The sequence below is a fragment of the Tistrella mobilis KA081020-065 genome (assembly GCF_000264455.2).
Classification (GTDB): Bacteria; Pseudomonadota; Alphaproteobacteria; order Tistrellales; family Tistrellaceae; genus Tistrella; species Tistrella mobilis.
The window spans coordinates 183,074-206,325 of the sequence record NC_017958.1 but is presented as its reverse complement, the minus strand read 5'-3'; the positions used below and the strand labels follow the sequence as shown (position 1 = coordinate 206,325).

At 69.7% G+C, this 23,252-nt stretch carries 19 protein-coding genes and 1 tRNA gene; 14 read left to right on the top strand and 6 right to left on the bottom strand.

The window, feature by feature from the left end:
* Nucleotides 1–102: 102 nt before the first annotated feature.
* Nucleotides 103–639 (top strand): pentapeptide repeat-containing protein, encoded by a 537-nt coding sequence (locus TMO_RS24755; protein WP_014747791.1) that lies wholly within the window; start codon nucleotides 103–105, stop codon nucleotides 637–639.
* Nucleotides 630–2,162 (top strand): bifunctional metallophosphatase/5'-nucleotidase, encoded by a 1,533-nt coding sequence (locus tag TMO_RS24750; RefSeq protein ID WP_014747790.1) that lies wholly within the window; start codon nucleotides 630–632, stop codon nucleotides 2,160–2,162. Before TMO_RS24755 ends, TMO_RS24750 begins: the two co-directional genes overlap by 10 nt.
* A gap of 65 nt (nucleotides 2,163–2,227) precedes the next feature.
* On the opposite strand, the gene TMO_RS31900 is transcribed toward TMO_RS24750, so the two are convergent.
* The gene (locus tag TMO_RS31900) at nucleotides 2,228–2,395 is read right to left on the bottom strand and encodes a hypothetical protein (RefSeq protein WP_187297892.1); all 168 of its coding nucleotides are present in this window, start codon (nucleotides 2,393–2,395) and stop codon (nucleotides 2,228–2,230) included.
* A 60-nt stretch (nucleotides 2,396–2,455) separates the two neighbouring features.
* On the bottom strand, nucleotides 2,456–3,067 hold the full coding sequence (locus tag TMO_RS24745) for an MSMEG_1061 family FMN-dependent PPOX-type flavoprotein (RefSeq protein ID WP_014747788.1): 612 nt from the start codon (nucleotides 3,065–3,067) through the stop codon (nucleotides 2,456–2,458).
* Nucleotides 3,068–3,160: 93 nt separating this feature from the next.
* Between TMO_RS24745 and TMO_RS24740 the strand changes: the two genes are divergently transcribed.
* The 7 genes from TMO_RS24740 (at nucleotide 3,161) to TMO_RS24715 (ending at nucleotide 12,787) form a co-directional block, all read left to right on the top strand.
* On the top strand, nucleotides 3,161–3,961 hold the full coding sequence (locus TMO_RS24740) for an AraC family transcriptional regulator (RefSeq protein WP_014747787.1): 801 nt from the start codon (nucleotides 3,161–3,163) through the stop codon (nucleotides 3,959–3,961).
* 56 nt (nucleotides 3,962–4,017) lie between these two features.
* A complete protein-coding gene (locus TMO_RS24735; protein ID WP_014747786.1) occupies nucleotides 4,018–5,934 on the top strand; it encodes an asparagine synthase-related protein in 1,917 nt (638 codons plus the stop codon).
* A gap of 99 nt (nucleotides 5,935–6,033) precedes the next feature.
* Nucleotides 6,034–6,186 carry a hypothetical protein gene (locus TMO_RS31895; RefSeq protein ID WP_187297891.1) on the top strand — a complete coding sequence of 51 codons (153 nt, stop codon included), beginning with the start codon at nucleotides 6,034–6,036 and terminating at the stop codon, nucleotides 6,184–6,186.
* Complete coding sequence (locus TMO_RS24730) at nucleotides 6,183–7,214, top strand: hypothetical protein (protein ID WP_014747785.1); 1,032 nt, start codon at nucleotides 6,183–6,185, stop codon at nucleotides 7,212–7,214. The genes TMO_RS31895 and TMO_RS24730 overlap by 4 nt, the downstream gene beginning before the upstream one ends.
* A gap of 159 nt (nucleotides 7,215–7,373) precedes the next feature.
* The gene (locus tag TMO_RS24725) at nucleotides 7,374–9,767 is read left to right on the top strand and encodes an ATP-dependent helicase (protein WP_014747784.1); all 2,394 of its coding nucleotides are present in this window, start codon (nucleotides 7,374–7,376) and stop codon (nucleotides 9,765–9,767) included.
* A complete protein-coding gene (locus tag TMO_RS24720) occupies nucleotides 9,751–10,692 on the top strand; it encodes a 50S ribosomal protein L11 methyltransferase (protein ID WP_014747783.1) in 942 nt (313 codons plus the stop codon). Before TMO_RS24725 ends, TMO_RS24720 begins: the two co-directional genes overlap by 17 nt.
* 31 nt (nucleotides 10,693–10,723) lie before the next feature.
* Nucleotides 10,724–12,787 (top strand): aminopeptidase P family protein, encoded by a 2,064-nt coding sequence (locus tag TMO_RS24715; RefSeq protein ID WP_014747782.1) that lies wholly within the window; start codon nucleotides 10,724–10,726, stop codon nucleotides 12,785–12,787.
* Between the two features lie 77 nt (nucleotides 12,788–12,864).
* Here the strand turns inward: TMO_RS24715 and TMO_RS24710 are convergent, their stop codons facing one another.
* Nucleotides 12,865–13,068 (bottom strand): DUF4169 family protein, encoded by a 204-nt coding sequence (locus TMO_RS24710; protein WP_014747781.1) that lies wholly within the window; start codon nucleotides 13,066–13,068, stop codon nucleotides 12,865–12,867.
* Between the two features lie 256 nt (nucleotides 13,069–13,324).
* Between TMO_RS24710 and TMO_RS24705 the strand changes: the two genes are divergently transcribed.
* The gene (locus TMO_RS24705) at nucleotides 13,325–15,076 is read left to right on the top strand and encodes a hypothetical protein (RefSeq protein ID WP_014747780.1); all 1,752 of its coding nucleotides are present in this window, start codon (nucleotides 13,325–13,327) and stop codon (nucleotides 15,074–15,076) included.
* 162 nt (nucleotides 15,077–15,238) lie between these two features.
* On the opposite strand, the gene TMO_RS24700 is transcribed toward TMO_RS24705, so the two are convergent.
* The gene (locus TMO_RS24700; RefSeq protein ID WP_014747779.1) at nucleotides 15,239–15,430 is read right to left on the bottom strand and encodes a hypothetical protein; all 192 of its coding nucleotides are present in this window, start codon (nucleotides 15,428–15,430) and stop codon (nucleotides 15,239–15,241) included.
* A gap of 538 nt (nucleotides 15,431–15,968) precedes the next feature.
* Here TMO_RS24700 and TMO_RS24695 point away from each other — a divergent pair.
* From TMO_RS24695 to TMO_RS24685, 3 genes are all read left to right on the top strand, one after another.
* A complete protein-coding gene (locus TMO_RS24695) occupies nucleotides 15,969–17,708 on the top strand; it encodes a tetratricopeptide repeat protein (RefSeq protein ID WP_014747778.1) in 1,740 nt (579 codons plus the stop codon).
* Nucleotides 17,705–18,661 carry a 4-(cytidine 5'-diphospho)-2-C-methyl-D-erythritol kinase gene (locus TMO_RS24690; protein WP_228382375.1) on the top strand — a complete coding sequence of 319 codons (957 nt, stop codon included), beginning with the start codon at nucleotides 17,705–17,707 and terminating at the stop codon, nucleotides 18,659–18,661. The genes TMO_RS24695 and TMO_RS24690 overlap by 4 nt, the downstream gene beginning before the upstream one ends.
* A 38-nt stretch (nucleotides 18,662–18,699) precedes the next feature.
* A tRNA-Gln gene (locus tag TMO_RS24685) sits at nucleotides 18,700–18,773 on the top strand.
* Nucleotides 18,774–18,921: 148 nt separating this feature from the next.
* Here the strand turns inward: TMO_RS24685 and TMO_RS29970 are convergent.
* Nucleotides 18,922–19,071 carry a hypothetical protein gene (locus TMO_RS29970; protein WP_014747776.1) on the bottom strand — a complete coding sequence of 50 codons (150 nt, stop codon included), beginning with the start codon at nucleotides 19,069–19,071 and terminating at the stop codon, nucleotides 18,922–18,924.
* A gap of 160 nt (nucleotides 19,072–19,231) precedes the next feature.
* Between TMO_RS29970 and TMO_RS24675 the strand changes: the two genes are divergently transcribed.
* The gene (locus TMO_RS24675; RefSeq protein ID WP_014747775.1) at nucleotides 19,232–20,062 is read left to right on the top strand and encodes a helix-turn-helix transcriptional regulator; all 831 of its coding nucleotides are present in this window, start codon (nucleotides 19,232–19,234) and stop codon (nucleotides 20,060–20,062) included.
* 292 nt (nucleotides 20,063–20,354) lie between these two features.
* Here TMO_RS24675 and TMO_RS24670 read toward each other — a convergent pair whose 3' ends face one another.
* Nucleotides 20,355–23,234: a class I SAM-dependent DNA methyltransferase gene (locus TMO_RS24670; RefSeq protein ID WP_014747774.1), complete on the bottom strand. Its 2,880-nt coding sequence runs from the start codon at nucleotides 23,232–23,234 to the stop codon at nucleotides 20,355–20,357.
* Between the last annotated feature and the right edge of the window lie 18 nt (nucleotides 23,235–23,252).

Genomic DNA, 23,252 nt, shown 5'->3' with positions numbered 1-23,252 from the left:
CGGCGTCGCAGCCGGCGCTTCGGCCTGTCCGGGGGTGGCGTGGCGCGATATGTTGGTGCGGATGCCGTGTTATGGATCGGCCAGACGAGGCAAATGCTCCCGATGACCCGCCAGACCGACTCTCGCAGCTTTTTGCGCCGCAGCCTGACCGTCTCCCTGCTGGCCCTCGCCGCGGTGATCGCCGCCGATACCGGTCCCGCCCGCGCCGGTTGCAGCGATCCCGGCCGGCCGGGGGTGAACTGGGTCGGCTGCTTCTTCGACGGGCGGCCGATGCAGGGCATGTCGCTGACCGGCGGCCGGCTGCGCGATGCCTCGTTCACCCGCGCCGACGTCACCGGCACCGATTTCTCGGGCGCGGATCTGCGCGGCGCGAAATTCGTCTCGGGCAAGGCCGAAGCGGCGATCTTCGCCGAGGCCGATCTGCAAAGTGCCGATTTCACCCGCTCCAAGGCCGCCCGGGCGGATTTCACCGGCGCAGATCTGCGCCGCGCCCGGTTCTACCGCGCCGATCTGCGCGGCGCCGATTTCACCGGCGCCAATCTGACCGGCGCCGATCTTTATGATGCCGATCTGGAAGGGGCCGTCTGGGTCGACGGCACCACGCGCTGCGCCGAAGGGAGTGTCGGGCAATGCCGCTGACGCTGCGTCGCCACCATCTGGCCGCCGTCGCGGCCGCCATTCTGCTTGCCGCCACCGCCGTGCCGGCAGCGGCCGGAACCGTCACCCTCCGCTTCGTCCAGACCAACGACATCGACCGGATGGACGAGAAGGACGGCCGCGGCGGCTTTGCCCGGGTCAAGGCGGTGCTCGACCGGGTGCGGCAGGAAGGCCCGGCCTTCTTCATCCATGCCGGCGACACCATCTCGCCCTCGCTGCTCTCCGGCCTCGATCAGGGGCGGCATATCATCGACATCCTGAACCACATGCCCCCCGATGTGATGGTGCCGGGCAATCACGAGTTCGATTTCGGCGCCGAGGTCTTCCGCGCCCGCATGGCCGAGGCCCGCTTCGACGTCGTTGCCTCCAACATCCACGAGCCCGACGGCAGCCAGCCGGCCCATACGCTGCCCGCCAAAATCGTCGAGCAGGACGGCATCCGCATCGGCTTCTACGGGCTCACCACCGAATCGACCCGGGTCGTGGCCAGGCGCAGCGCCATCATCTTCGGCGCCAGCCTGGATGCCGGCCGTGCCGCCGCCCGGCAGCTGCGCGAGGCCGGGGCCGATTTCGTGGTCGCGGTGGCCCATACGCCCCTCGACATCGACATGCGTCTGGTGCGCGACGGCGGCACCGATCTGATCCTGTCGGGCCATGACGAACATCTGCTGGTCTTCCATGACGGCCGCGTCGCCCTCGCCGAAAGCGGATCGGAAGGCGATCATGTGGTCGTCACCCGCATCGACATCGAAAAGACCGCCGACCGCCTGAGCTGGCGCCCGCGATTCGAGATCGTCGACACGGGTGAGGTGACGCCCGATCCCGACATCGCCGCCCTGGTCGCCCGATACGGGCAGAGCCTGGGCGCCGCGCTGGACGAGCCGGTGGCGACGCTGGCCACAGCCCTCGACAGCCGCCGGGCCACCGTGCGCGGGCGGGAGGCGGCGATCGGCAATCTGATCACCGATGCGATGCGTGCGGCGGTGGGGGCCGAGGTGGCGATGATCAATGGCGGCGGCATCCGCGCCGACCGGATCTACGAGCCCGGCACCCGCATCGCCCGCCGCGACATCCTCTCGGAACTGCCCTTCGGCAACCGGACGCTCAAGCTGGAAGTGACCGGCGCCGAGTTGCACAAGGCGCTGGAAAACGGCCTCTCAGGGCTGGACGAGCTGGCCGGCCGCTTCCCGCAGGTCTCGGGCATGACCCTGACCGTCGATCCCGCCCAGCCGCCCGGCGCCCGGCTTCAGGAAGTGATGGTGGGCGGTGAGCCGCTCGACCCCGACCGGCTCTACCAGCTCGCCACCACCGATTACGTGGCCGGCGCCGGCGACGGCTATGGCGCCTTCGCCACCGCCCGGACCGTGATCGGCCTGTCGGATTCGCAACTCACCGCCAACCAGGTGATCGACCACCTGGCCCGCAGCGGCGAGGTGGCGCCGGTGGTGGAGGGGCGGATCCGGTTTGTGGCGGAGCAGGTTCCTCGGGCAGATGCAGGGGAGTGACCGACAAGATGGTGACCGGCAAGATGTCGTCGCCTGCGATCTGACCGAAACGTCGGTTGTATGTGTCAGACGCCGGTCTGCCGGCGGTATCGACCGATGGTGTCCGACAGGCGATCCTCGAGCGGCTGCGGGTCGGTGAGAGCCCGAACAAAGGCTTCGCTGTCGCGCACCGAAAGATCAATGCGGCGCTCGCCGTCGGCACTGCTGTCGGGCATGGGTGTCTGAGAGTGCATGGTCAGGCGCTCCTTCTACCCTTGAGTGGGTAAGGCCGGCCTCCTGACCCCGCAAGCCGATCAATACAGATCATTCCTCACCGCCCGCTCATATTCCGCATCCACCCGCCCGGCATCGGCGTCTGAGCCGCCGGTCATGGCGGCTTTCATCCGGCCGACCGAGGGCAGGGTGCCGCGGTCGATGCGGGCGTCCGGCTGCCAGAGGCGGGCGCGGTTGATGGCCTTGCCGCAGTGGAACAGCACCTCGTCGATTGCGACCACGATCGCGGTTTTGGGGGTCTTTGCCCCTTCCGTCAGCTGCGCCAGAAGCGTGGCCTCGCGAGAGATCCGGCCGCGGCCGTTGATGCGCAGGAAGACTTCCAGCCCCGGAAACAGGAACAGCATGGCCAGGCGGTCGTCCTCGACCAGGTTGCGCAGGGTTTCGATCCGGTTGTTGCCGGGCCAGTCGGCGAAGGCGACATGCTGCGGGTCGATCACCTTCACGAAGCCGGGAGGACCACCCCGGGGCGAGGCGTCGAGGCCGTGTTCGCGGCCGCTCGCCAGGCAGAAGAAGGTGGCGCGCGCGATATAGTCTTCGTGGAAGCCGATCAGATGGGGCATGACGCCGCGCTGGATCGCCTCGGACGGCGGATCATAGAGCTGGTCGAGATCGGTCGGGGTGATGTCGGACATGGGGTTTGCCTCCCGCATTCGGATGGATCCGTTCTACGCCGTCTGGCCTGGCGCTGCTAATCTATCGGCGCCAATCGATAGCAGGATGGCGCCATGTCCCATGCACCCGAGACGATCGGCCATGCCCTCGACGGCCCGGAGGTCGCAGCCTTCACGGTTGAGCTGAAGCGCGAATTCGACACCGAGGCCCATCGTCATCCCCGCGGCCAGATGATCGGCTGCAGCCGCGGGGTCGTCACCGTGCTGACCGATCAGGGCGCCTGGCTGGTGCCGGCCGGTTACGGCATCTGGCTGCCGCCCTGGCAGTTGCATGGCGGGCGAAGCTTCGGGCCGGGCGCCGGGTGGACCGCCTATATCCGCCCCGATCGCTGCACGGAGCTTCCGTCCACCCCCCGCACGGTGCGCGTGCCGGCCCTGCTGCGCGAGGCGATCCTGCGCGCCGCGAGCTGGGAAGATGAGCGGACGGATGCGGCGCGCGCCCGGATCACCGGGCTGATCCTGGACGAGATCAGGGGGCTTCCCGCCGAAGATTTCGGCCTGCCCATGCCGGCGGAGCCGCGCCTTCAGCGGATCGCACAGGCGATCCTGGAAGATCCGGCCGACGGACGCAGCCTGGACGGCTGGGCCGCCTGGGCGGGCATCACCCCGCGCACGCTCAGCCGCCGGTTTCCGCGCGAAACCGGCCTCAGCTTCACCGACTGGCGCCACCGCGCCCGGATGATGCGCGCGCTGGAAATGCTCGCCGAGGGCGCCTCGGTCACCGCCATCGCCTTCGACCTCGGCTATGCCAGCGTCAGCGGCTTCATCGCCCGGTTCCGCCAGAGCTTCGGCGTGACGCCGGCGGCGCATCCGATCGTTCCCGGCTTGCAGAGCCCTGTCCGACCGGATAGGTAGGCCGTGAGACAGACGGCCGTCTCTTGGCGACATCCATTCGAGGTGGGAACGGTGCCGTGAATCTCCTGTTCGCGCATGTCGGGCGAGACTATGGCGTCATCGACGACCGGCGGGCGGCGGCGGCGGTGTCCGTATCCGGGCTGACCATCCGCCGGCACCATGACGACGGCATCGCCCTGCTGCTCCAGACCGGGGCGGCCGGACCGTCGTCGCGGCCCCCGCGGCCCCTGCCATGCCGGCCGGGACCGGATGGCAGTGTCAGCCTGTTCGACGGTGCCCTCTACAATGCTGCCGAACTCGCCGCCATGCTCGACCATCCGGCCGGAACGGAGGCAGACACCCTTGCCGCAGCCGCATTGGCCCGTCAGGGAGAGGCTGCCCCCGCCGCCTGGGTGGGCGATTTTGCGGTCATCCGCTGGGATCCGGCGCGCCGGGAGCTGATTGCGGCGATCGACCAGATGGGCGGGCGGCCGCTGTTCTATTGCTGCCGCCCGGACGGTATTCTGCTCGCGTCCCGGATCGATACGCTTCTGGCCCACCCGGCCGTTCCCCAGGGGCTGGATCCGGATATTCTGGGGCTGACGCTGGTCGCCGCCGCCCATCGCCGGCCCAATCGCACCGTTCACACCGATATCGACATGCTGCCGCCGGGGCATGGGCTCACCTGGTCCGACGGCCGTCTGCGGCTCTGGCGGTACTGGCAGCCCGATCACACCCGCCGGATCCGGTTCCGGCGCGATGACGACTATGTCGAGGCGGCCCGCCATCTGCTGGAACAGGCGGTCGCCTGTCGTCTGCCGGCCGGTGACGAACCGCTGCTCTGCCATCTGACGGCCGGGCTCGATTCCACCGCCGTGGCCACGACGGCGGCCCGGCTGCGGGGCCCGGCGCCCCTGCATACCGTGACCGTGCGACCGCAGCCCATGGTGGCTTTGCCCGAGGTGCCCGGGCTGATCCAGGATGAGTGGGATGGTGCCCGGCTGGTGCCGCCGCTCTATCCGAACATGGTGCCCCATCATGTGGTGGCGCCGGAGCCGACGGGGCCGGATGAAGATCCGGGCGGTCGTTTCCATCGCCGTGACTGGCCGATGAGCTGGCTGTTCTCGGACGGGCTCTATCACCCGACACCGGATCTGGCGCGCGATCTGGGGGCGCGTGTGGTGCTGACGGGCGAGGGCGGCAATCTGTCGCTCAGCTGGGACGGGCGTCTTGCGATGGCCGATCAGCTTCGTCGCCTGCACTTCGGGGCTCTGGCATCGAATCTGGCCGGGCGGGCACGCCAGGGCAAATCACCGCTCCGGGAATTTCTGGGATGGGCGCTGCTGCCGGCCCTGCCGCCCGAACTGCGGCTTGCCGTGAAGCGCCTCAGGGGACGGCCGGAGCTTTGGCGTGAACGCAGCGCCCTTGCCCCGGCACTCGGCGAACGGCTCGCAGAGGGACGTCTTACAGGCCATGCGCCACGGTGCACCGCCTCTCGCGACGCCGACATGCGAATCGAGCTGATCGAGAAGAACACCTTCCTGAAGCTCGCGCATTCCGGCCATATGTGGGCCGATCCGGCCGATCGGCGCCATCCGCTCACCGATGTCCGGCTGGTCGATTTCTGCCTGGGGCTGCCCCCGGGGCAGTATCTGGACCGGGGCCGCGACCGCTGGCTTGCAAGGCGGGTCCTGGCCGGTCGTCTGCCGCAGGCGGTGCTCGACGAGCGCCGGACGGGTCTGGAAAATGCCGACTGGTTCCACCGGATGACCATCCGGCGCGACTGGATGATGGCGGAGATCGCGCGCTGCGAGGCATCGCCGCTTGCCCGCGAGGTGCTCGACCTGCCGAAGATCCGGCGGCTGATCGAGGCCTGGCCCGCAGATGCGACAGAGGCGTCCCGGCTGGAAACCATGCTGCCCCTGCTGCATGCCGTCGGGCGCGGGTTGCGCGTCGGGCAGTTCATCTGTCGGGCCGAGGGTGGCAATGGCTGAGGCACATCATCTCCGGGCGGCGACGCTCTTGCCCGTTCACCGCGCCGATCGCAATGTGTATTGTCTGCACAAATCATCATCATTAAGGAGTAGCCGGCGATGACCGATCGAAACGGTGAGCTTTCTGCCAGTGTCAATATGACGTCGGCGGTCTGGTCGACGCCAAGGCTGACGGTCGTGCCCATCCATGATCAGACCGAGGGGGCTGGCAGCCAGGTTACGGAAGGTCTCGCCACCCGCAATATGAGTTGATCGCCGGATGGGAGCTGCCCGAGCGGGCGCTCATCACCCGCGACGGCCGGCGTCTGCGCCTAAGGTCCGCCGCCCGGCCGGCTGATGGCCGCTGGTCGTTCCGTGCGGCACTGCGTCAGGCGCGGGATGCGGATGCGCCCTTTCGGGATCTGCTCTTCCGGGATTTGTCGCTGGATGATCCGTCCCTGACGGCCGGACCGTCTCTGGCTGCCGGACCGTCTCCGGCCACCAGCCTGCCGCTGACGGCCGGGATCTTCCATGCCTCGCGCTGCGGGTCGACCCTGGTCGCCAACATGCTGGGCGGGATCGGCGGCGTGCAGATCGCCGACGAGCCGGAAGCGCTGCTCGATCTGATGGGGCCGTTCTGGACGCCGGTTCCGGCCGGTGTCAGGCAGGATGATCTGCGCCTTGTGCTTGCCCTGCTCGGGCGTCCGATGATGCCCGAGGCCCGGTATTTTATGGTGAAGTTCTCGTGCATCGGGTTGGACCGCCTCGGCGAGCTGGAGACGGTCGCGCCTCGGATGCGCAAGGTCTTCGTGATGCGGGATCCGCTGGAGATTCTGGTCTCGAACCTGCGCCTTCGGCCCGGCTGGTCGCTCTCGTTTCACAACCCGATGCGTCGGGCCTTCAGCCTGGGCATGCGGCCGACCGCTGCCGCCGGCATGGACATCGAGACGTTCATTGCCGCCGTTCTCGGGCGGGCACTGTCTCTGGCGGCGGACAGGATCGCCGGCGCGCCGGCCGGGTGGCTGCTGGTCGACCATGCCGAGCTGCCGGGGGCGGTGATCGACCGCATTCTGCCCTGGCTCGGCATCCGGCCGCAGCCGGAAGAAATCGCCGGGATGGAGCGCGAGGCGCGGCTCTATTCCAAGGGCCGCGGCGACCGTCCGGCCTTCGTTCCCGATGGTGACCGTAAGCGTCGTGAGGCCTCAGCCGCCGAGATCGCGCTCTGTGAGCGCTGGATGCGCGAACCTCACGATCGGCTGCGGAGGTTCTGGCAGGCCCAGACCCGCCCAGGTACCTCCTGACAACCCCAGGCCGACAACCCCCAGGCGCACGCCTTGCAGATGCACCGCCGAGGGTATAGGTAAGGCAGGCGTGCCGATGGCTGTCGTCGCGGCCGCGTTTCGGTTATGTTCCAGCGAACCCGGAACCCCGCGTCCAGACCAAGAGAGCCGGCCCCTCCGATGTCCGATCCGTTCAGCCTGCCGGAAGCCTCGGTGCCGCAGCATCCCGCGCGCGGCGCCGGTGCGTCCCATGCCCATGCCTATCTCGACGGGCTGAATGCCGAGCAGCGGGCGGCGGTGGAGGCGCTGGACGGGCCGGTTCTGGTGCTGGCCGGCGCCGGCACCGGCAAGACCCGGGTGCTGACCACAAGGTTGGCGCATCTGGTGGATACCGGCCGCGCCCGGCCCTGGCAGATCCTGGCGGTCACCTTCACCAACAAGGCCGCGCGCGAAATGCGCGAGCGGGTGGGGCGGCTGATCGGCGCGGAAGAAAGCGGGCTCTGGTTCGGCACCTTCCACTCGCTGTGTGCCCGCATTCTGCGCCGGCACGCCGAGCTGGTCGGGCTCACCTCCACCTTCACCATTCTCGATACCGATGATCAGGTGCGGCTGGCGAAGCAGGTGATCCAGGCGGCCGGCGTCGACGAGAAGCGCTGGCCGCCCAAGGTGCTGGTGGGCGCCATCCAGCGCTGGAAGGACAAGGGCTGGCAGCCGGGCCAGGTGCCGGGGGCCGAGGCGCATGAGGTGGCGCGCGGCCGTGGTGCCGATCTCTACGCCGCCTATCAGAAACGGCTGAAAGAGCTGAACGCGGCCGATTTCGGCGATCTGCTGATGGAATGCATCCGGCTGTTCCGCGAGCATCCCGACGTGCTGGCCGACTGGCAGCGCCGCTTCCGCTACATCCTGGTCGACGAGTATCAGGACACCAACGTCGCCCAGTATCTGTGGCTGCGCCTGCTGGCCCAGGCCCATCACAACATCTGCTGCGTGGGCGACGACGACCAGTCGATCTATTCCTGGCGCGGTGCCGAGGTCGGCAACATCCTGCGCTTCGAAAAGGATTTTCCCGAGGCGACGGTGATCCGGCTGGAGCGCAATTACCGCTCCACCGGCCATATCCTGGCCGCCGCCGGCGCCGTGATCGCCAACAATGAAGAGCGGCTGGGCAAGACGCTCTGGACCGATGACGGCGAGGGCGAGAAGGTCCGGGTCCAGGGCTGCTGGGATGGCGACGAGGAAGCCCGCTTCGTCTCGGACGTGATCGAACATCTGCGCGCCCAGGGCATGTCGCTTTCCGACATGGCGGTGCTGGTCCGCGCCGGCCATCAGACCCGCGCTTTCGAAGACCGCTTCGTGACCATCGGCATGCCCTATCGGGTGGTCGGGGGCCTGCGCTTCTTCGAGCGCGCCGAGGTGCGCGACGCGCTCGCCTATATGCGCCTGATCATCACGCCCGCCGACGATCTGGCCTTCGAGCGGGTGGTGAACGTGCCGAAGCGCGGGCTGGGCGACACCTCGGTTCAGGCCGTGGCGGTGGCGGCACGGGCGGCGGGGCTGCCGATGCTGGTGGCCGCGGCCGATCCGGTGGTGGTGGGCGGGCTGCGGCCCAAGGCGCGCGCGGCACTGGCCGATTTCACCCGCATGATCGCCGGCTGGCGCGAGGCGCTGTCGCACGAGCCTCATGGCGAGGTGGTCCGGCAGATGCTGGATGAAAGCGGGCTGACCGGCATGTGGCAGACCGAGAAGACGCCCGAGGCCCAGGGCCGGCTCGACAACCTGAAGGAGCTGGTGCGCACGGTCGAGGAATTCGACAGCCTGCCGGCTTTCCTCGAACATGTCTCGCTGGTGATGGACACCGATACCCGCGCAGGCGAGGACATGGTCAGCATCATGACCCTGCACGGCGCCAAGGGCCTGGAATTCGACACCGTCTTTCTGCCGGGCTGGGAGGAGGGCGTCTTCCCCCATGAACGCGCGCTGGAGGAAAGCGGCCGCGACGGGCTGGAAGAGGAACGCCGGCTGGCCTATGTGGGCATCACCCGCGCCCGCCGCCGGGCGGTGATCAGCTTCGCGGCCAATCGCCGGGTCTACAACCAGTGGCTGTCGGCCGTTCCCTCGCGCTTCGTGGAAGAACTGCCGGCCGAGCATGTCGAACTCTCGGGCCAGACCGGGGTCTATGGCGGCAACCGCGCCGCCGGCTGGCAGCCGGCCGGGCGGCGTGCCGACCCATACGCCCAGACCAGCCCCTATGCCCAGACCGAAGTCTATGACCGCGCGACCCGGCTGGCCGACGACGTCACCGCCCGGACCATCGACGGCACCGCGGTCAGGGTGGAACGGGGCGGCATGTCGGTGGCGCCCCGGCGCCCCGGTCCCGCCAGCGGCCGCACCCCGGGACAGGCGGCCGCGGCGGCCAGGGCCGCCGATACCTCGTCCTTCAAGATCGGCATGCGGGTGTCGCATGCCAAATATGGCACCGGCTTCATCGAACGCATCGAAGGCGACAAGCTGCAGGTGGTGTTCGACGGGGTCGGCCGGAAGAAAGTGATCGATCGCTTTGTCGAGCCCGTCTGATCCCGCCCGCCTGGTCTGGCGGCTGACCCTGGAGGTTCCGGGTCTGGAGCATGTGTCCGCGGTCGAGACCGCGCTGGAGCCCTTCGTCGAAAGCCTCACCAGTTTCGAGGTGATCGAGGACGGTTTGTGGTGGCGTGTCACCGGCTATGCCCGCGGCCCCCGGCCCGACATGGCCGAAATCGGCACCCGCATCTCGTTGACCGCGGCCGCCGAAGGCATCGCGCTCGAGACGCCCGTGCTCGACCAGATCGAGGATCGCGACTGGGCGAGCGACGTGCTGAAAAGCTTCGTGCCCATCCATGCCGGGCAGTTCGTGGTCCATGGCAGCCATCTGGACGCGGCCGAGGTGGTTCGCCCGGGGGCGATCGGCATCGTGGTCGATGCCGGCCAGGCCTTCGGTTCGGGCGAGCACGGCACCACCCGCGGCTGCCTGACCATGATCGATCACCTGGCCCGGCGCGGCAAGCCGGTCGGCCGGGTTCTGGACATGGGCTGCGGCACGGGCGTGCTCGCCATCGCTGCGGCGCAGCGCTTCAACCCGCGCCGGCTGCGCCGCCGGGTGCTGGCGGTCGACAATGATCCGCGTTCGGTTGCGGTGACGGCCGAGAACATCCACATCAACCATGTTCGCGACCGGGTGATCCCGCTGATCTCGGAAGGCTTCCGCCGGCCCGAGGTCATGGCCCACGGCCCCTACGACCTGATCCTGGCCAATATCCTGGCCCGGCCGCTGGCGCGGATGGCGCCGGTGGTGGTGCGGCATCTGGCGCCGGGTGGCCGGCTGGTGCTGTCGGGGTTGACCCCCCGCCAGGACAGCTGGGTGCTGAACGCCTATCGCCGTCGCGGCCTGGTGCTGGACAAGCGCCTGGTGCTCGACGGCTGGACCACGCTGATGATGCGGCGGGCGCCCCGCCGTCAGGACTGAACCGCCCTTCCTCCTGATGAGGCCTGACCCCATGACCGCTTCCACCCCGGACGGAACCGCTGCCCCGATCTCTCTGTCGCTCGATGGTGACGAGCTTGCCCGGCGGCTTGCCGCCCGGGGCGCACGGGTGGGGGCGGCCGGGCTCGACGCCCTGCTGGCCGGCATCGATGCCGCGGCATCGCCTGCCGGCGACCTGCGCTGGGTGGATCTGGTTCTGGGCCGCGGCCCGCATGATCCGGACCTGGTCGCAGCGCTGGTCGCCCGCCGGGCCGAGGTTGCGGCCCGGCTGGAAGACGGGCTCTGGGACGAGGCGCCGGACACGGCCGGCCGGGTGGCGCGGCTGCGGCTGCGGCTGGCGGCGGCGGGGGTCGACGGCTTCATCGTGCCGCGCGCCGACGAGCATCAGGGTGAATACGTGCCGCGCGCGGCCGAACGGCTGGCCTGGATCACCGGTTTCCACGGCTCGGCCGGGACCGCAGTCATCCTGAAGGACCGGGCCGCCGTCTTCGTCGACGGTCGCTACACCATCCAGGCCGAGCAGGAGGTCGACGGGCAGGTGTTCGAGCGCTGCCATGTGGTGGAGCGCACGCCGATCGCCTGGATCGCCGAGACCGCCGGGCGCGGTGCGCGGATCGGCTATGATCCCAGGCTGCACACCCCGGCCGAGATTTCGCGCTGGCAGCGCGTGCTGGCGCGTGCCGGCGTCGAGCTTGCGGCGCTGGAGGGCAACCCGCTGGATGCCATCTGGAACGGCCGCGCCGCCATGCCGCTTGCCCCCGTGGTGCCCCATGACGAGGCCTTCGCGGGGGAGAGCGTGGCCTCCAAGCGCAAGCGCATCGGCGAGGCGATCGCCGCCGCCGGCGCCGATGCCTATCTGATCACCATGCCCGAGGAACTGGCCTGGCTGCTCAACATCCGCGGCGCCGACGTGCCCTGCACGCCGCTGCCGCTGGGCTTCGGCCTGATCGCCAGCGACGGCGAGGCGCAGATCTTCATCGACCGCCGCAAGCTGACGCCCGAGGTGATCGACCATCTGGCGGGCGAGGCACGGGTCGCGGGCGTCGAGGCGCTGGGGGCGGCACTCGACGACTGCGCCGGTCGCCGGGTGCTGATCGACCCCACCACCGCCAATATCTGGGCCGATCACCGGCTGAAGCAGGCGGGGGCCACGGTGGTGGAGGGCAGCTCGCCGGTCTCGCTGCCCAAGGCGCGCAAGAATGCGGTGGAGCTGGCGGGTACGCGGGCGGCGCATCTGCGCGATGCCGGCGCGCTGGTCACCTTCCTTGCCTGGATCGCGGCCGAGGCGCCCAAGGGCCATCTGACCGAGCTTGACGCCGCGGCCGAACTCGGCCGGTTGCGCGCCGGGCTCGATCACTACCGGGGCATGAGCTTCGAGACCATCTCCGCCTCGGGGCCCCATGCCGCCATGGCCCATTACCGGGTGAATGAGCGCAGCAACCGGCGGCTGGAGCCGGGGCAGATCTATCTGGTCGACAGCGGCGGCCAGTATCTGGACGGCACCACCGACGTCACCCGCACCGTGGCGGTGGGCGATCTGCCGGCAGAGGTGGCAGACGCCTTCACCCGGGTGCTGAAGGGCCATATCGCGGTGGCGGTGGCGCGTTTTCCGGCCGGCACCACCGGTGCCCAGCTCGACGTCCTGGCCCGGCGCGATCTCTGGGCGGCGGGGCTGGATTTCGACCATGGCACCGGCCATGGCGTCGGCAGCTATCTGTCGGTGCATGAAGGCCCGCAGCGGATTTCCAAACTGTCGAGCCAGCCGCTGGAGCCGGGGATGATCCTGTCCGACGAGCCCGGCTATTACGAGCCCGGCCGCTACGGCATCCGGATCGAGAACCTGCTGGTGGTGCGGGACGAGGGCACCGGCTTCGCCGGCCGGCGGTTCCTCGGCTTCGAAACCCTGACGCTCGCCCCCATCGACCGCAGCCTGATCCGGGTGGACATGCTGACCGCCGACGAAATCGCCTGGGTCGATGCCTATCACGCGCGGGTGCTGGCCGAGGTCTCGCCCCTGGTCGACGATGGCGTCAGGGGCTGGCTTGCTGCGGTGACCCGGCCGCTCGTCGCCGGCTGATCCGGCGGCGGTCGGCTGGTCCTGGATCAACGCCCGGCCCCGATCAACGCCCGGCCCCGATCAACGCCCGGCCCCGATCAACGCTTGGGCGTCTTGTCCGGGTCGTCGAAGGACAGCCGCTTGCGGTCCAGCTCGCGCTCGGCACGGCTCTGCTCCGCATCGCGCAGATCGCGCTGAAGGCGGCTCTGCCCGAAACGGGCGCGGTTCTCGGCCGCCCGGGCTTCCTTGGCCGCGCGCTCGCGCTGCTTGCGCACGGCATTGAGGTTGATGACGTCACCCATGGCCGACGTCTCCTCCGGCAGGTCTGCCGCGGACATCGCCGGTCACGGGCAGAGTTGCCCATGGGCGCGGCCCCGGCTAGGGTCAATGACGCCGCAAGGGCGGCGCTGCCGGCAGGGGCCGGCGGGAAGAGAATCTAGGGCGCGGACCGCCATCCTGCGAGGGGCATTCTGAGGGGGATGTCCGGCAGGAATGCGGCCGCAGGCCCGACCGGACCGCCGGAAAGGCGGCCGGAACGCCAGAGGGAACGGAGAGGCGATGTCGTTCGCCCGTATCGCGATCACGACCGGTGTGATCGTCGTGGCCGGATTGGCCGCGGCGGGGGTTGCCGGTGCCGTCTGGCTGCCGGGCCGGGATCTGCGCGAGGTCTCGCCGGCCACGGCCCAGAGCGTCGTCGGCCGGCTGGCCGATGCCATCGGCGCCCGGGTGTCGGTGGCCGGGCCGATCACGCTCCGGCTGTTCCCCATGCCGGAACTGGGCCTCGACGAGGTGCTGATCGGCGACGATCCGCAAACCGCCTTTGCCGCCGATCATCTCTCGATGGGGCTTGGCTTCGGCGATCTTCTGGGCGGTGGGCTCAGCCCCCGGCGGGTGGTGCTCGACGGGCCGCGCCTCGCCCTGGAAGAAGGGCCCGAAGCCGGGGCAAAACCGGCAACGGCGGCGGCGTCCGCCGCCTCCTTTCTGATTGCGGGCGCGCCCGATCTCACCATTCACAACGGCATTCTGGATCTTGGCCTCGGCGGCGGGCGGCGGGTGCTGCTCGATGGGGTGGAGGCGGAAAGCCAGGCGCTCGCCGGGGGCGGGCGGGAACTCGCCGGGCGGATGTCGGCGGGCGGCGTGCCCATCCTCTTGGAGATGCGTCTGGGTGCGGCCGATCGCGAGGGCGTGCGCGCCGTCGCCGGCCGTGCGACGCTCACCGCCGGCGGTGCCGCGGTCACCTATGACGGCCGGATCCTGCCCGGCGGTTTCGATGGCAGCATCGATCTCAGGGCCGGGGATGCCGGCGTGCTGGCCGGGCTGGTTTCCGACGTGTCGGGTGCCACCACCCCGCCGCCGGTGCCCTTCGGCCTGCCGCTGCGTCTGACCGGTGCGCTCAAGGTCGACCACACCGGTGCCCGGCTGACCCGTGCGGAGATGAGCCTCGGCGACAGTCGGGCCGAGGGGGAACTTGCCTGGGCGCCCGACGGCATGGCCGGCGGCGTCACTGCCCGCATCGATCTGGGCCGTTTCGATGCCGGCCCCTGGATCGAAGCCGCCGCGGCCCCGGGCGCTGCTGCGGCCCTGCTCGGCGCGCTGCCGGCAAACCTTGACCTCACCGCGGCCTCTGTCGCAACCGGGATGGCGGCGATGCCGGCGCTCTCCGATCTCGCCGTCACGCTGAAGCGTGACCCGCGCACCGGTGGTGATGTGCTGATGCCGGCCTTCTCGGTCGAAAGCCCGGCCGGCGCCACCCGGCTGGATGCCGAGGGGCGTGTGGGCCAGCGGGCCGGCGGGCTCGGCTTCGACGGCATCATGACGCTCGAAGCCCGCTCGGTCTCGGGCCTGATTGCAGCCTTCAACGGCGGCGAGCAGCCGGGCGTAGCCCCGGGCCGGTTGGGCCGGCTGGCGCTCAGGGCCACGGCGGCACTGGCCCCCGGCGGGCTGGGCCTCACCGATCTTTCGGGCACCTTCGACGGCGCCGAGGTATCGGGCGGGCTGTCGGCGGCCTGGGGCGGGCCTGATCAGGCCTGGCGCCTGGGCGGCCGGGTCGCCTTCGACCGTCTCAACCTCGATGCCTATATGACCGGCCGCGACGCGGTGGCAGAGGCCGACCGTATTGCGCTCCGCGGCCTGCCGGCCCATGGCGGCGGCAAGCTGCGCCTGGAAGCGGGCGAGGCGGTCTGGCGTGGCGATGCCGTGCGTGACGTCCGGGTCGACGTCACCTTCGACGACCGTATGGCCGAAGGCCTGGTCCGCCACGCCGACCGCGCCGCCGCCACCACACCCTTCCTGCCCCGCGGCGCCTCCTGATCCCCGACACACAAAACGGCCGCAGCCGGTTTCCCGACTGCGGCCGTTTTGTGTGTCGTCCGTCTTCATACCCCGGTGCCGCTCAGCGGCACCCAGCCGCCATTGAGGCGGCGGCCAAGGCCGCGGTAGCGGCCGCTTGGGCCGAGGGGCTGAATTAAAGACTCAGATATCGCGCCACGCGACCGGGCGGCCGCCGGCGTCGTTCACCAGCTTGCCACCCTCGTCCTGGGCGGCGATGTAGCGGCCATGGCCGACATTCGAGCCGACATACAGGACCGGCTTCACCTTCTTGCCGTCGAAGGTCTTCTCAACCGCAGCAGCGCCGCGGTTCTTCGGGTTGTTCTTGCTGCCCATGGCACCATTTCCTCAAGGTACGGGCGCCCGCCTTGCGGCGTTCGCCACGCGGGCCGTGCCCGCTCTGACCGTATGCCCGGGACACGGCCACGCCCGCGGCGACCCCTTCCCGGCGGGGAAGAGGGCGGCAGGCGAGAACGGACCGGAACCGGTCGGGATACGGGCTCCCGCCGCCTGCTGACGGCGCGGCCCTGCTGTAACCCGCGATTTGTGCGTCAAACCGGGCCGAAGGTCAAGTGTCGAGCCCGGCATTGTCTGCATGGGTCGCGCCGTTGATCTTCAGCCATGCGATGGCTCCGGCCGGCGCCGGCCGTCTGCGCTGGACAGGGGCATGGCCAGAGTGTCCAATGGTGGCATTGCCGCAACGCGGTGCGAGACGAAAATGTCGCAGTCGCCAGCCAAACCGCCGGCCCCCTTGCCGCGGGCCGCGGATGGTGCGACGAATGGCGGCCCGGGGAGCCGGGGCGCATCCAGAAAAGCCGGAGGGTCGGACCGTGGTCCGGGCCGGCAGGGGCCGATCGACGGGATGGACCTTCGCATGACACGGGCAGGCAGCAGACGGGCGGGAGCGGTGGTTTTCGCGGCCATGGCGACGCTGTTGCTGGCGGCCTGCGCCAGCCCGGGCACCGGGCCGGCCCCGGATGTCCAGGTCGGCCGTACCTTCACCGGCAACTATCTGGCCGGGCGCTATGCCCAGACCCGTGACGATTTCACCGCCGCGGCCGCCTTCTATCGTGCAGCGCTCGATCAGGCGCCGCAGGACCCGGAATTGCTGCGCCGCGCCATGCTGCTGACGGCGGGCGAAGGCAACATCCCCCAGGCGCTGGATTATGCAAAGCGCGTGCGCGCGCTGGAGCCGGCCGCCCCGTTCGCCGATCTGCTGCTGATCCTGGACCGCATCCAGGCGGGAGAGCTGATCGAGGCCGAGCGCATGGCCGACCGCATGGATCGCGGCGGCGTCAACGCGCTGCTCGCCCCCGTGGTCGATGCCTGGGTGCGTTTTGGCCGCGGCCGTTCGGGAGAGGCGGTCACCGCGCTCGACCGGCTGGCCGGCACGCCGGCTTTCGCCACCTACCGCTATTATTATGCAGCGCTGATCCACGATCTGGCCGGACAGGATGCAGGCGCGCGGGCCAATTACGAGGTGGCGCTGTCGAGCGGCGGGCCGACGCCCGTGCGGCTGATCCAGTCCTACGCCTCGTATCTCGTCCGCACCGGCAACCGCGACCAGGCGGCCGATCTCTATCGCCAGCTTCTGCGCGATGCGCCCGAGAGCACGACGCTGCGCCAGGCGCTGGCGCGGATCGAGGCGGGTGAGGAACTTCCGCGGCTGGTGCCCGACTACAAGGCCGGCATCGCCGAGGCGCTTTACGGCGTCGCCGGCCTGCTGCTGCGCGATCAGGTGCTGGGGGCCGCCCTGTTCTACGGCCGGCTCGCTTTGTTCATGCGCCCCGATTTCGCCGATGCCCGCTATCTGGTGGGCGAGGTTTACGAGCGGGCCGGCGATCACCGTTCGGCGCTAGATGCCTTCCGCAAGATCGACGATGGCGGTGCCGTGGCCGAGGCGGCGGCGATCCGCATCGCCGACAATCTCGCAGCCTCGGGCGATATCGACGGGGCTGAGGCGCTGCTGGAAGAGCGGGTGGCCGCCGGCCAGAAGGATGCGGCGATCAGCCTGGCCGAACTCTATCGCCGGCAGGAACGCTGGGACGATGCCGCCCGCGCCTATAGCAGCGCGCTTGCGGCCCTGGTCGATCCCGGTCCCGAACACTGGGATCTGTTTTATGCCCGCGGTGTCGCCTATGAGCGCGCCGGCCGCTGGCCCGAGGCCGAGTCTGATTTCCTGAAGGCGCTGCAGCTGTCGCCCGATCAGCCGCTGGTGCTGAATTATCTGGGCTATTCCTGGGTCGAGAAGGGCATGAACCTGGACCGGGCCCGGGCCATGCTTGAAAAGGCGGTGACGCTGCGCCCGCGCGACGGCTTCATCGTCGACAGCCTGGGCTGGGCGCTGTTCCAGATGGGCGATTACGAGGGCGCCGTCGCCCGGCTGGAACAGGCGGTTCTGCTGCAGCCCAACGACCCCACGATCAATGATCATCTGGGCGACGCCTATTGGCGGGTCGGGCGCGAGCGCGAGGCCCGCTTCCAGTGGAGCCATGCCCTGGTTTTCGACCCCGAGCCGAAACAGGCCGAGATCATCCGCGGCAAGCTGGCCCGGGGCCTGCCGCCGGCGCCCGCGGGCAGCGTGATCCCCGTCGCGGCTCCCGCCCCCAAGTGACCGCCCCTCCCCAACTGATGCTCTCCACCCTGGCGCCTGCCAAGATCAACCTGCACCTGCACGTCACCGGCCGCCGGGATGACGGCTATCACCTGCTCGACAGCCTGGTGGTCTTTGCCGGGGCGGGAGACAGGGTGGTGGTCGATCCGCGTCCGGCGCCTGCGGGAACGCCCACCGGTTTCGATCTTGAAGGCCCTTTCGCCGCGGCGCTGGGCGACACCGCCCCGGCCGACAATCTCGTCATGCGCGCCGCCACGGGGCTCGCCGCCCGGCTCGGCCGGCCGCTGCCGGCGCGGATCCGGCTCGACAAGCATCTGCCGGTCGCAAGCGGCATCGGTGGCGGCTCCAGCGACGCCGCGGCGGTGCTGCGCCTGCTGGGCCATGCCTGGGGCGCCGGGGCGGACGACCTTCAGGCCGTGGCCGAAGGCCTGGGTGCCGACGTGCCGATGTGTGTCACCGCCACACCCTGCCGCGTGACCGGGGTGGGCGAGGTGGTCGCACCGCTCGACGCGCCGGCCGCGGCCGCCTTCGCAGGCCTGCACATCCTGCTGGTCAACCCGCTGGTGCCGCTGTCGACGCCGGTGGTGTTCCGTGCCCGCGCCGCCGCCGGCGCCGGCTTCACGCCCGCGGCCCGGCTGCCGGCCCCCGATACCGCCGATATCGGCGCGTGGCTGGCGGCACTCGGGGCGGCCGGCAACGACCTCTCGGGCGCCGCCCGCAGCCTGGTTCCCGAAATTCCCGAGGCAGAGGCGGCACTTGGCCGGCTGGCGGGGGCATGTTTCACGCGCATGTCCGGATCGGGCGCCACCTGCTTCGCGCTCTTCACCGAAGCCGCTGCCGCGGAAGCCGCCCAGAGCCTGATCTCCACAGCCCACCCCGGCTGGTGGACGGCCACCGGCCCGCTGCTCGCCGGCCCGCCCGAAATCCGTGAAACCCCCGCCCGATCCGGTTGAAAGCCGTCCGGGTCCGTACTATGTTGCAGCCCGCGCGATGGGGCGTGGCCAAGCGGTAAGGCAACGGGTTTTGGTCCCGTGATCCCAGGTTCGAATCCTGGCGCCCCAGCCATATCCGGTATCGGATCCTGGCCGCCTCCCGGCGCCGGTCACCCTGCTCAATCCTCCGCCGCCCAACCCTCGACGCGCAGCCTCGCCACGCGCGAAATCCCGCATGATGTCGGAACAGATATTGGTGTCGAGCATGTAGACCGCAGGCATCAGCGCGTCCCGGTCTTGTCGTCCGGCAGATCACCGTCGAGAGAAAAGCGTCCCTCGTCGATCAGGTCCGGACGCTCACGCAGGAAATCCTGGTCTTCCTCCGGTTCCTCGGCAAATGACAGCCAGTCCGGCCGCACGGTGCGTGGCATGAACGGGTCTCCGGGGGCACGACACAGGATAACTTATGCCTGGTATATGCCGATTTCCAGCGGGACCGCCGACCTGGGCCCCCCCATCCCGGTCATGTCATCCACCCCCGCCCTGATATAGACTGAGCCGATCTCCACCATCTGCGGGGCAGGGCGGCGCATGACCGCGGATGCGGCCGGACCGGCACGGAACACACCCATTCAGGCTCCCCCCATTCAGAGCACCGAGGCGGCCTATCGCCGCCTGGTGGATCTGATTTCCGACGTGCTGGAAGGCCGCGGCGGGATCGATCGGCTGTCGATGATGATGGGCGACGTGCCGGCGATCTTCGAGGCGATGGGCGCGGCCGGCTTCGCCGATGAAGGCGTGATGCTGGTGCTGGATCCCGCCGGCCGGGTGCTCAGCCGCAATGCCGCCGCCGCGCGGCGTCTGGCGCTGGAGGTGGGCGACGAGCTGGGTGCGGTGGTGCTGACGCCCGGCAGCCACACGGCCTTTCTTGAAGCCGTGCGCCGCACGGGCGAGGCCGGGGCGCTGTTCGTGGCTGACATGCGCGAGCGGACCCTGCTGCTGGCCGGCATGGCACCGGAGCGCGGCGGCGACATTCTGCTGGTCGAATGCCGGCGTGGCCAGGACACGGCGCTGGAGGCGCGGCTGACCGCGGTTTTCGGGCTGATCCCGTCCGAGCTACGTGTGCTGTTCGCGCTGATGGACGGCCGCGATATCGAGGCGATCGCCGCCGAGACCGGCCGCAAGCCGGCGACCATCCGCCAGCTGGTCAAGGCGGTGCTGGCCAAGATGGGCGTGCACAGCCAGACCCAGGCTGTGGCGCTCGCCTATTCGCTGATGCTGACGGCCGAACGGTTGAGCGACAGTGGCCCGCGCCTCCACGCCCCCTCGGCCGCGTCCCTGCTGGAGCCGACCGCCGATGGCCCCGTGCCCGTGCACCGTTTCGGCCGGCCGGGCGGGTTTCCGGTGCTGCTGCATTTCTGACGAACGCCGGCCTTGCCCCACAGGGGGATTGCGGGCGCGCCGGTCTTCAAGGCCAGCCCCCGGCGCTTCGGCTCTGCATTCGCTTCCGCATAGCAGAAGTCGCACGCGGAGCCGACGGGCTTCCAGGCGGGCCGCTTTTCGACGAGCTTCGAACACCCCCACCACGCGGACCAAGTGGCCCCCATCCGTTCAGCGTCGCCGGCCCAGGCTATTCCCGTATCGTCTGCCATTCGATTTTTCGTGATCCGGCAAGCAACGGAATTTACCGGCGCCAGCGTGCCAAGAAGCGCGGTCAGGCGTCCACGTCGGCAGGCGTTGGCGCGGGTGCCGCCGCCAAGCCGGCCCGCTGGTGGTTGAGGGCCAGCAGGCGGGCCAGGGCATCGTCTTCGGTGATGTCAGCGGGCCAACCGTAGGCGGCGGCAACGGCGGCGTCCAGGTCGGCATGGGCCTTGGCGAGCCATGTCGGGCGGGCGTTGTAGAGGTTGGTCAGCGTGCGCTTCTTCAACTCGGCGGCGGCCTTGTCGTCCTTGGGGATCAGGCGGTCGGGGAAGCCGGGCACGACTTCGGGCACCACGTCCACGAGGTCGGGCGGGTTGAGCCAGTTGCGCCGCAACTGGTCCAAGCGCGCGGCGGCCTGGGCGATGGCCTGGGCGAGCGGATCCGCAGCATAGTCGGCGGCGGGAATGCTGGGCGTCAGGCCGTCGGGGAAGGGGAAGGTCTCGAATGTCGTGCTGGGCGTGTAGCGGGGCCGGTCCTCCAGGCTCGTGCCCAGACGCAGCGCCCAAGCTTCGTGAAAGCGGCTGTGCAGGATCCCGAAGGTCGTGTCGTCGTCGCGCGTGATGACGATGACTTGGCTGTCGGGCACCGTTGACGCAGGGAGCCACGTAAACAGCCGGTGTTTGGAGACACGAGCGGTGGCAACGTAGCGCGGCAAGCCCGTCAGGGCGCGCCACATCCCTTGGCGCGGTTCGACATGGCGCCACCAGAAGGTGCGGTAGCCTTCACGGCGGTTGGTGTCTCGCTCCGGCTTCACATGAGCAAGCACATGGGAAAAGGGAGCTTCATAGAGGGCAGCATCGGCTTCGCTCATCGACCAGCCGAAGTCGATGATCCACTTGCCGGCGGGCCGCCGGGTGAGGTCCATCCCGTTGACCCAAGGCCGCAGAACGTCGGCGTTCGGGCGCGCGTTGGGGTTCAGGGGCAGGGCCAGCCACTGCCGGGCAAGGTCGCCCGCCACGTCGAACGCGCCGCCCTTGGTGTCGCCCATATACGCAGCGCCCGCGTTCTCCGGCAACCGCTTGGCGGTGGTGAGGTCAGTGGCGCCGGCTGACAGGTCGGCGTTGATCCGCTCCACCGGGGCGCCGTCGAGGCGGACGGGCAGGGTGTGGCCCGGCGCGCCCAAAGCCACCAAAGACACGCGCACCGCGGCTCCATCGACCACCCAAGGCTCATCATTCCAGGCGTCGAAGATGGCTCCCGCAGCCGCAGGGGCCTCCAGAACGCGCCGGTTCGCGCCACCTCGCAAGGAGTTCGTGGACACAAGCCCCAGGCGCGACAGGCGCCCCGCCCGGATCATCTCCCAGCCTTTCGCGAACCAGTAGCATACAAGGTCGGCTTCGGCGGGAACTCGGCCCGCATAGACGGCGAACAGGCGTTCCACCGTATCGTCGCCGAGCATCGTGCGGAGCAACTTGCCGCCCAGGAACGGCGGGTTGCCGATGATGACGTCGGCGGTCGGCCACGCGGTTTCACTGCCATCGGCGTTCAACAGCGCGTCGCGGTTCTCGATGGTGTCCAGGGGGCGCAGAATGGGATTGCGCGGCACGTTGTAGCCGTTGCGGCGCATCCACTGGATTTCGCCGATCCACACCGAGATGCGCGCCAGTTCGGCAGCGTAAGGGTTGATTTCGATGCCTTTGACGGCTTCGGGTCCAATGGCCGGGAACTCGCGTTGGAGGCCCATCGCTTCCGCTTCGACGCCGGCCCGGTGCTCCAAGTCCTTCAACGTCAGCAGGGCCAGATACAGGAAGTTGCCGGAGCCACAGGCAGGGTCGAGAACCCGGAAGGCGCGCAGGCGGTCCAGGAAGGCGCGGTAGAGGGTTTCGGCTTCCTTGCGCGCCTTCGTGCGAGTGCCGGGAGCCTTTGCGGTGCGGGCCTTGTCCAGCGCGGCGGCGATGTCGGCCTTGCGGGCCTCCCACTCGGCCAGCAGTGGACGCAGGATTACCGGCTCGATGATGAGCTGAATCTTGTCGCGGTCGGTGTAGTGGGCGCCCAACTGGCTGCGCTTATCGGGGTCAAGACCGCGCTCGAACAGGGTGCCGAAGATCGACGGGTCTACCTCGGCCCAGTCCAGGCGGGCGGTGGACAGGACTTCGGTCAGGTCGTCGCGGGTCAGCGGCAGGGCGCTGTCGTCATCGAACAGGCCGCCGTTGAACCACTCGACGACCTCGAAGCCAACCATACCGCCGGTGCGCATGGCGCCGAACAGGGTGCTCGCCATCGTCTCGAACTGGTCGGGCTTGGCGCGGCAGGCTTCCAACAGGCGTTGGAACATCGAACTGGGCAGCAGGTCCACGTCTTCGGCGAACATGCAGAAGACCAGACGGTTGACGAAATGGGCCACCTGCTGCGGATCGTGGCCGCGCTCGCGCAGGCGGCGGGCAAGGGCGGCGAAGGTGGCGGCCGCCTGCTCGGTGAGGGCCTGCCGGGTCAGGCCGGGCTTGAGGTTGTTGGGTGCGGACAGCACCCACTTCAGGAGCCGGCGCTTCTCGGCGTCCAGAAGGTCGTCCAGTGTCAGGGTGTGGACCTCGGAGACGGTATTGGTCCAAGCGGTCGTGATGCGGAAGATCTGCATGTCGGACACGACGAGCAACGGCGGATTCCCGAGGGCGCCGGCATACTGCTGCAACTGGGCGAAGGCGGCGTTCAGGTCGCGGCCCTTGCCCTTGTATTCCCAGGCGAAATGCCCCCGCTTCCACACGTCGGCCCATCCGCTGGCGCCGGTGGTCTTGTTGGCGCCCTTCTCGAAGGCATACCATTCGCCGGTCGGATCGGCTTCCGACGGCGTGGGTTCATCCAGCAGCCGGCAGAGGTCAACGAACTGGCTTTGCGCGGCGGCGCGCTCCGTCAGCGTGGACGCCTTCCACTTGGCGACGAACTCGGTCGGTGTCATGGTGGAAGGCCCCCTTTC

What these genes read in the sequence shown, in the direction of transcription:
- TMO_RS31900 (WP_187297892.1), bottom strand. Translation starts at nt 2,395, where the DNA reads ATGCACTCTCAGACACCCATGCCCGACAGCAGTGCCGACGGCGAGCGC.
- TMO_RS29970 (WP_014747776.1), bottom strand. Translation starts at nt 19,071, where the DNA reads ATGCCACGCACCGTGCGGCCGGACTGGCTGTCATTTGCCGAGGAACCG.
- TMO_RS24670 (WP_014747774.1), bottom strand. Translation starts at nt 23,234, where the DNA reads ATGACACCGACCGAGTTCGTCGCCAAGTGGAAGGCGTCCACGCTGACG.
- TMO_RS24675 (WP_014747775.1), top strand. Translation starts at nt 19,232, where the DNA reads ATGACCGCGGATGCGGCCGGACCGGCACGGAACACACCCATTCAGGCT.
- TMO_RS24750 (WP_014747790.1), top strand. Translation starts at nt 630, where the DNA reads ATGCCGCTGACGCTGCGTCGCCACCATCTGGCCGCCGTCGCGGCCGCC.
- TMO_RS24700 (WP_014747779.1), bottom strand. Translation starts at nt 15,430, where the DNA reads ATGGGCAGCAAGAACAACCCGAAGAACCGCGGCGCTGCTGCGGTTGAG.
- TMO_RS24710 (WP_014747781.1), bottom strand. Translation starts at nt 13,068, where the DNA reads ATGGGTGACGTCATCAACCTCAATGCCGTGCGCAAGCAGCGCGAGCGC.
- TMO_RS24740 (WP_014747787.1), top strand. Translation starts at nt 3,161, where the DNA reads ATGTCCCATGCACCCGAGACGATCGGCCATGCCCTCGACGGCCCGGAG.
- TMO_RS24745 (WP_014747788.1), bottom strand. Translation starts at nt 3,067, where the DNA reads ATGTCCGACATCACCCCGACCGATCTCGACCAGCTCTATGATCCGCCG.
- TMO_RS24755 (WP_014747791.1), top strand. Translation starts at nt 103, where the DNA reads ATGACCCGCCAGACCGACTCTCGCAGCTTTTTGCGCCGCAGCCTGACC.
- TMO_RS24715 (WP_014747782.1), top strand. Translation starts at nt 10,724, where the DNA reads ATGACCGCTTCCACCCCGGACGGAACCGCTGCCCCGATCTCTCTGTCG.
- TMO_RS24705 (WP_014747780.1), top strand. Translation starts at nt 13,325, where the DNA reads ATGTCGTTCGCCCGTATCGCGATCACGACCGGTGTGATCGTCGTGGCC.
- TMO_RS24725 (WP_014747784.1), top strand. Translation starts at nt 7,374, where the DNA reads ATGTCCGATCCGTTCAGCCTGCCGGAAGCCTCGGTGCCGCAGCATCCC.
- TMO_RS31895 (WP_187297891.1), top strand. Translation starts at nt 6,034, where the DNA reads ATGACCGATCGAAACGGTGAGCTTTCTGCCAGTGTCAATATGACGTCG.
- TMO_RS24695 (WP_014747778.1), top strand. Translation starts at nt 15,969, where the DNA reads ATGACACGGGCAGGCAGCAGACGGGCGGGAGCGGTGGTTTTCGCGGCC.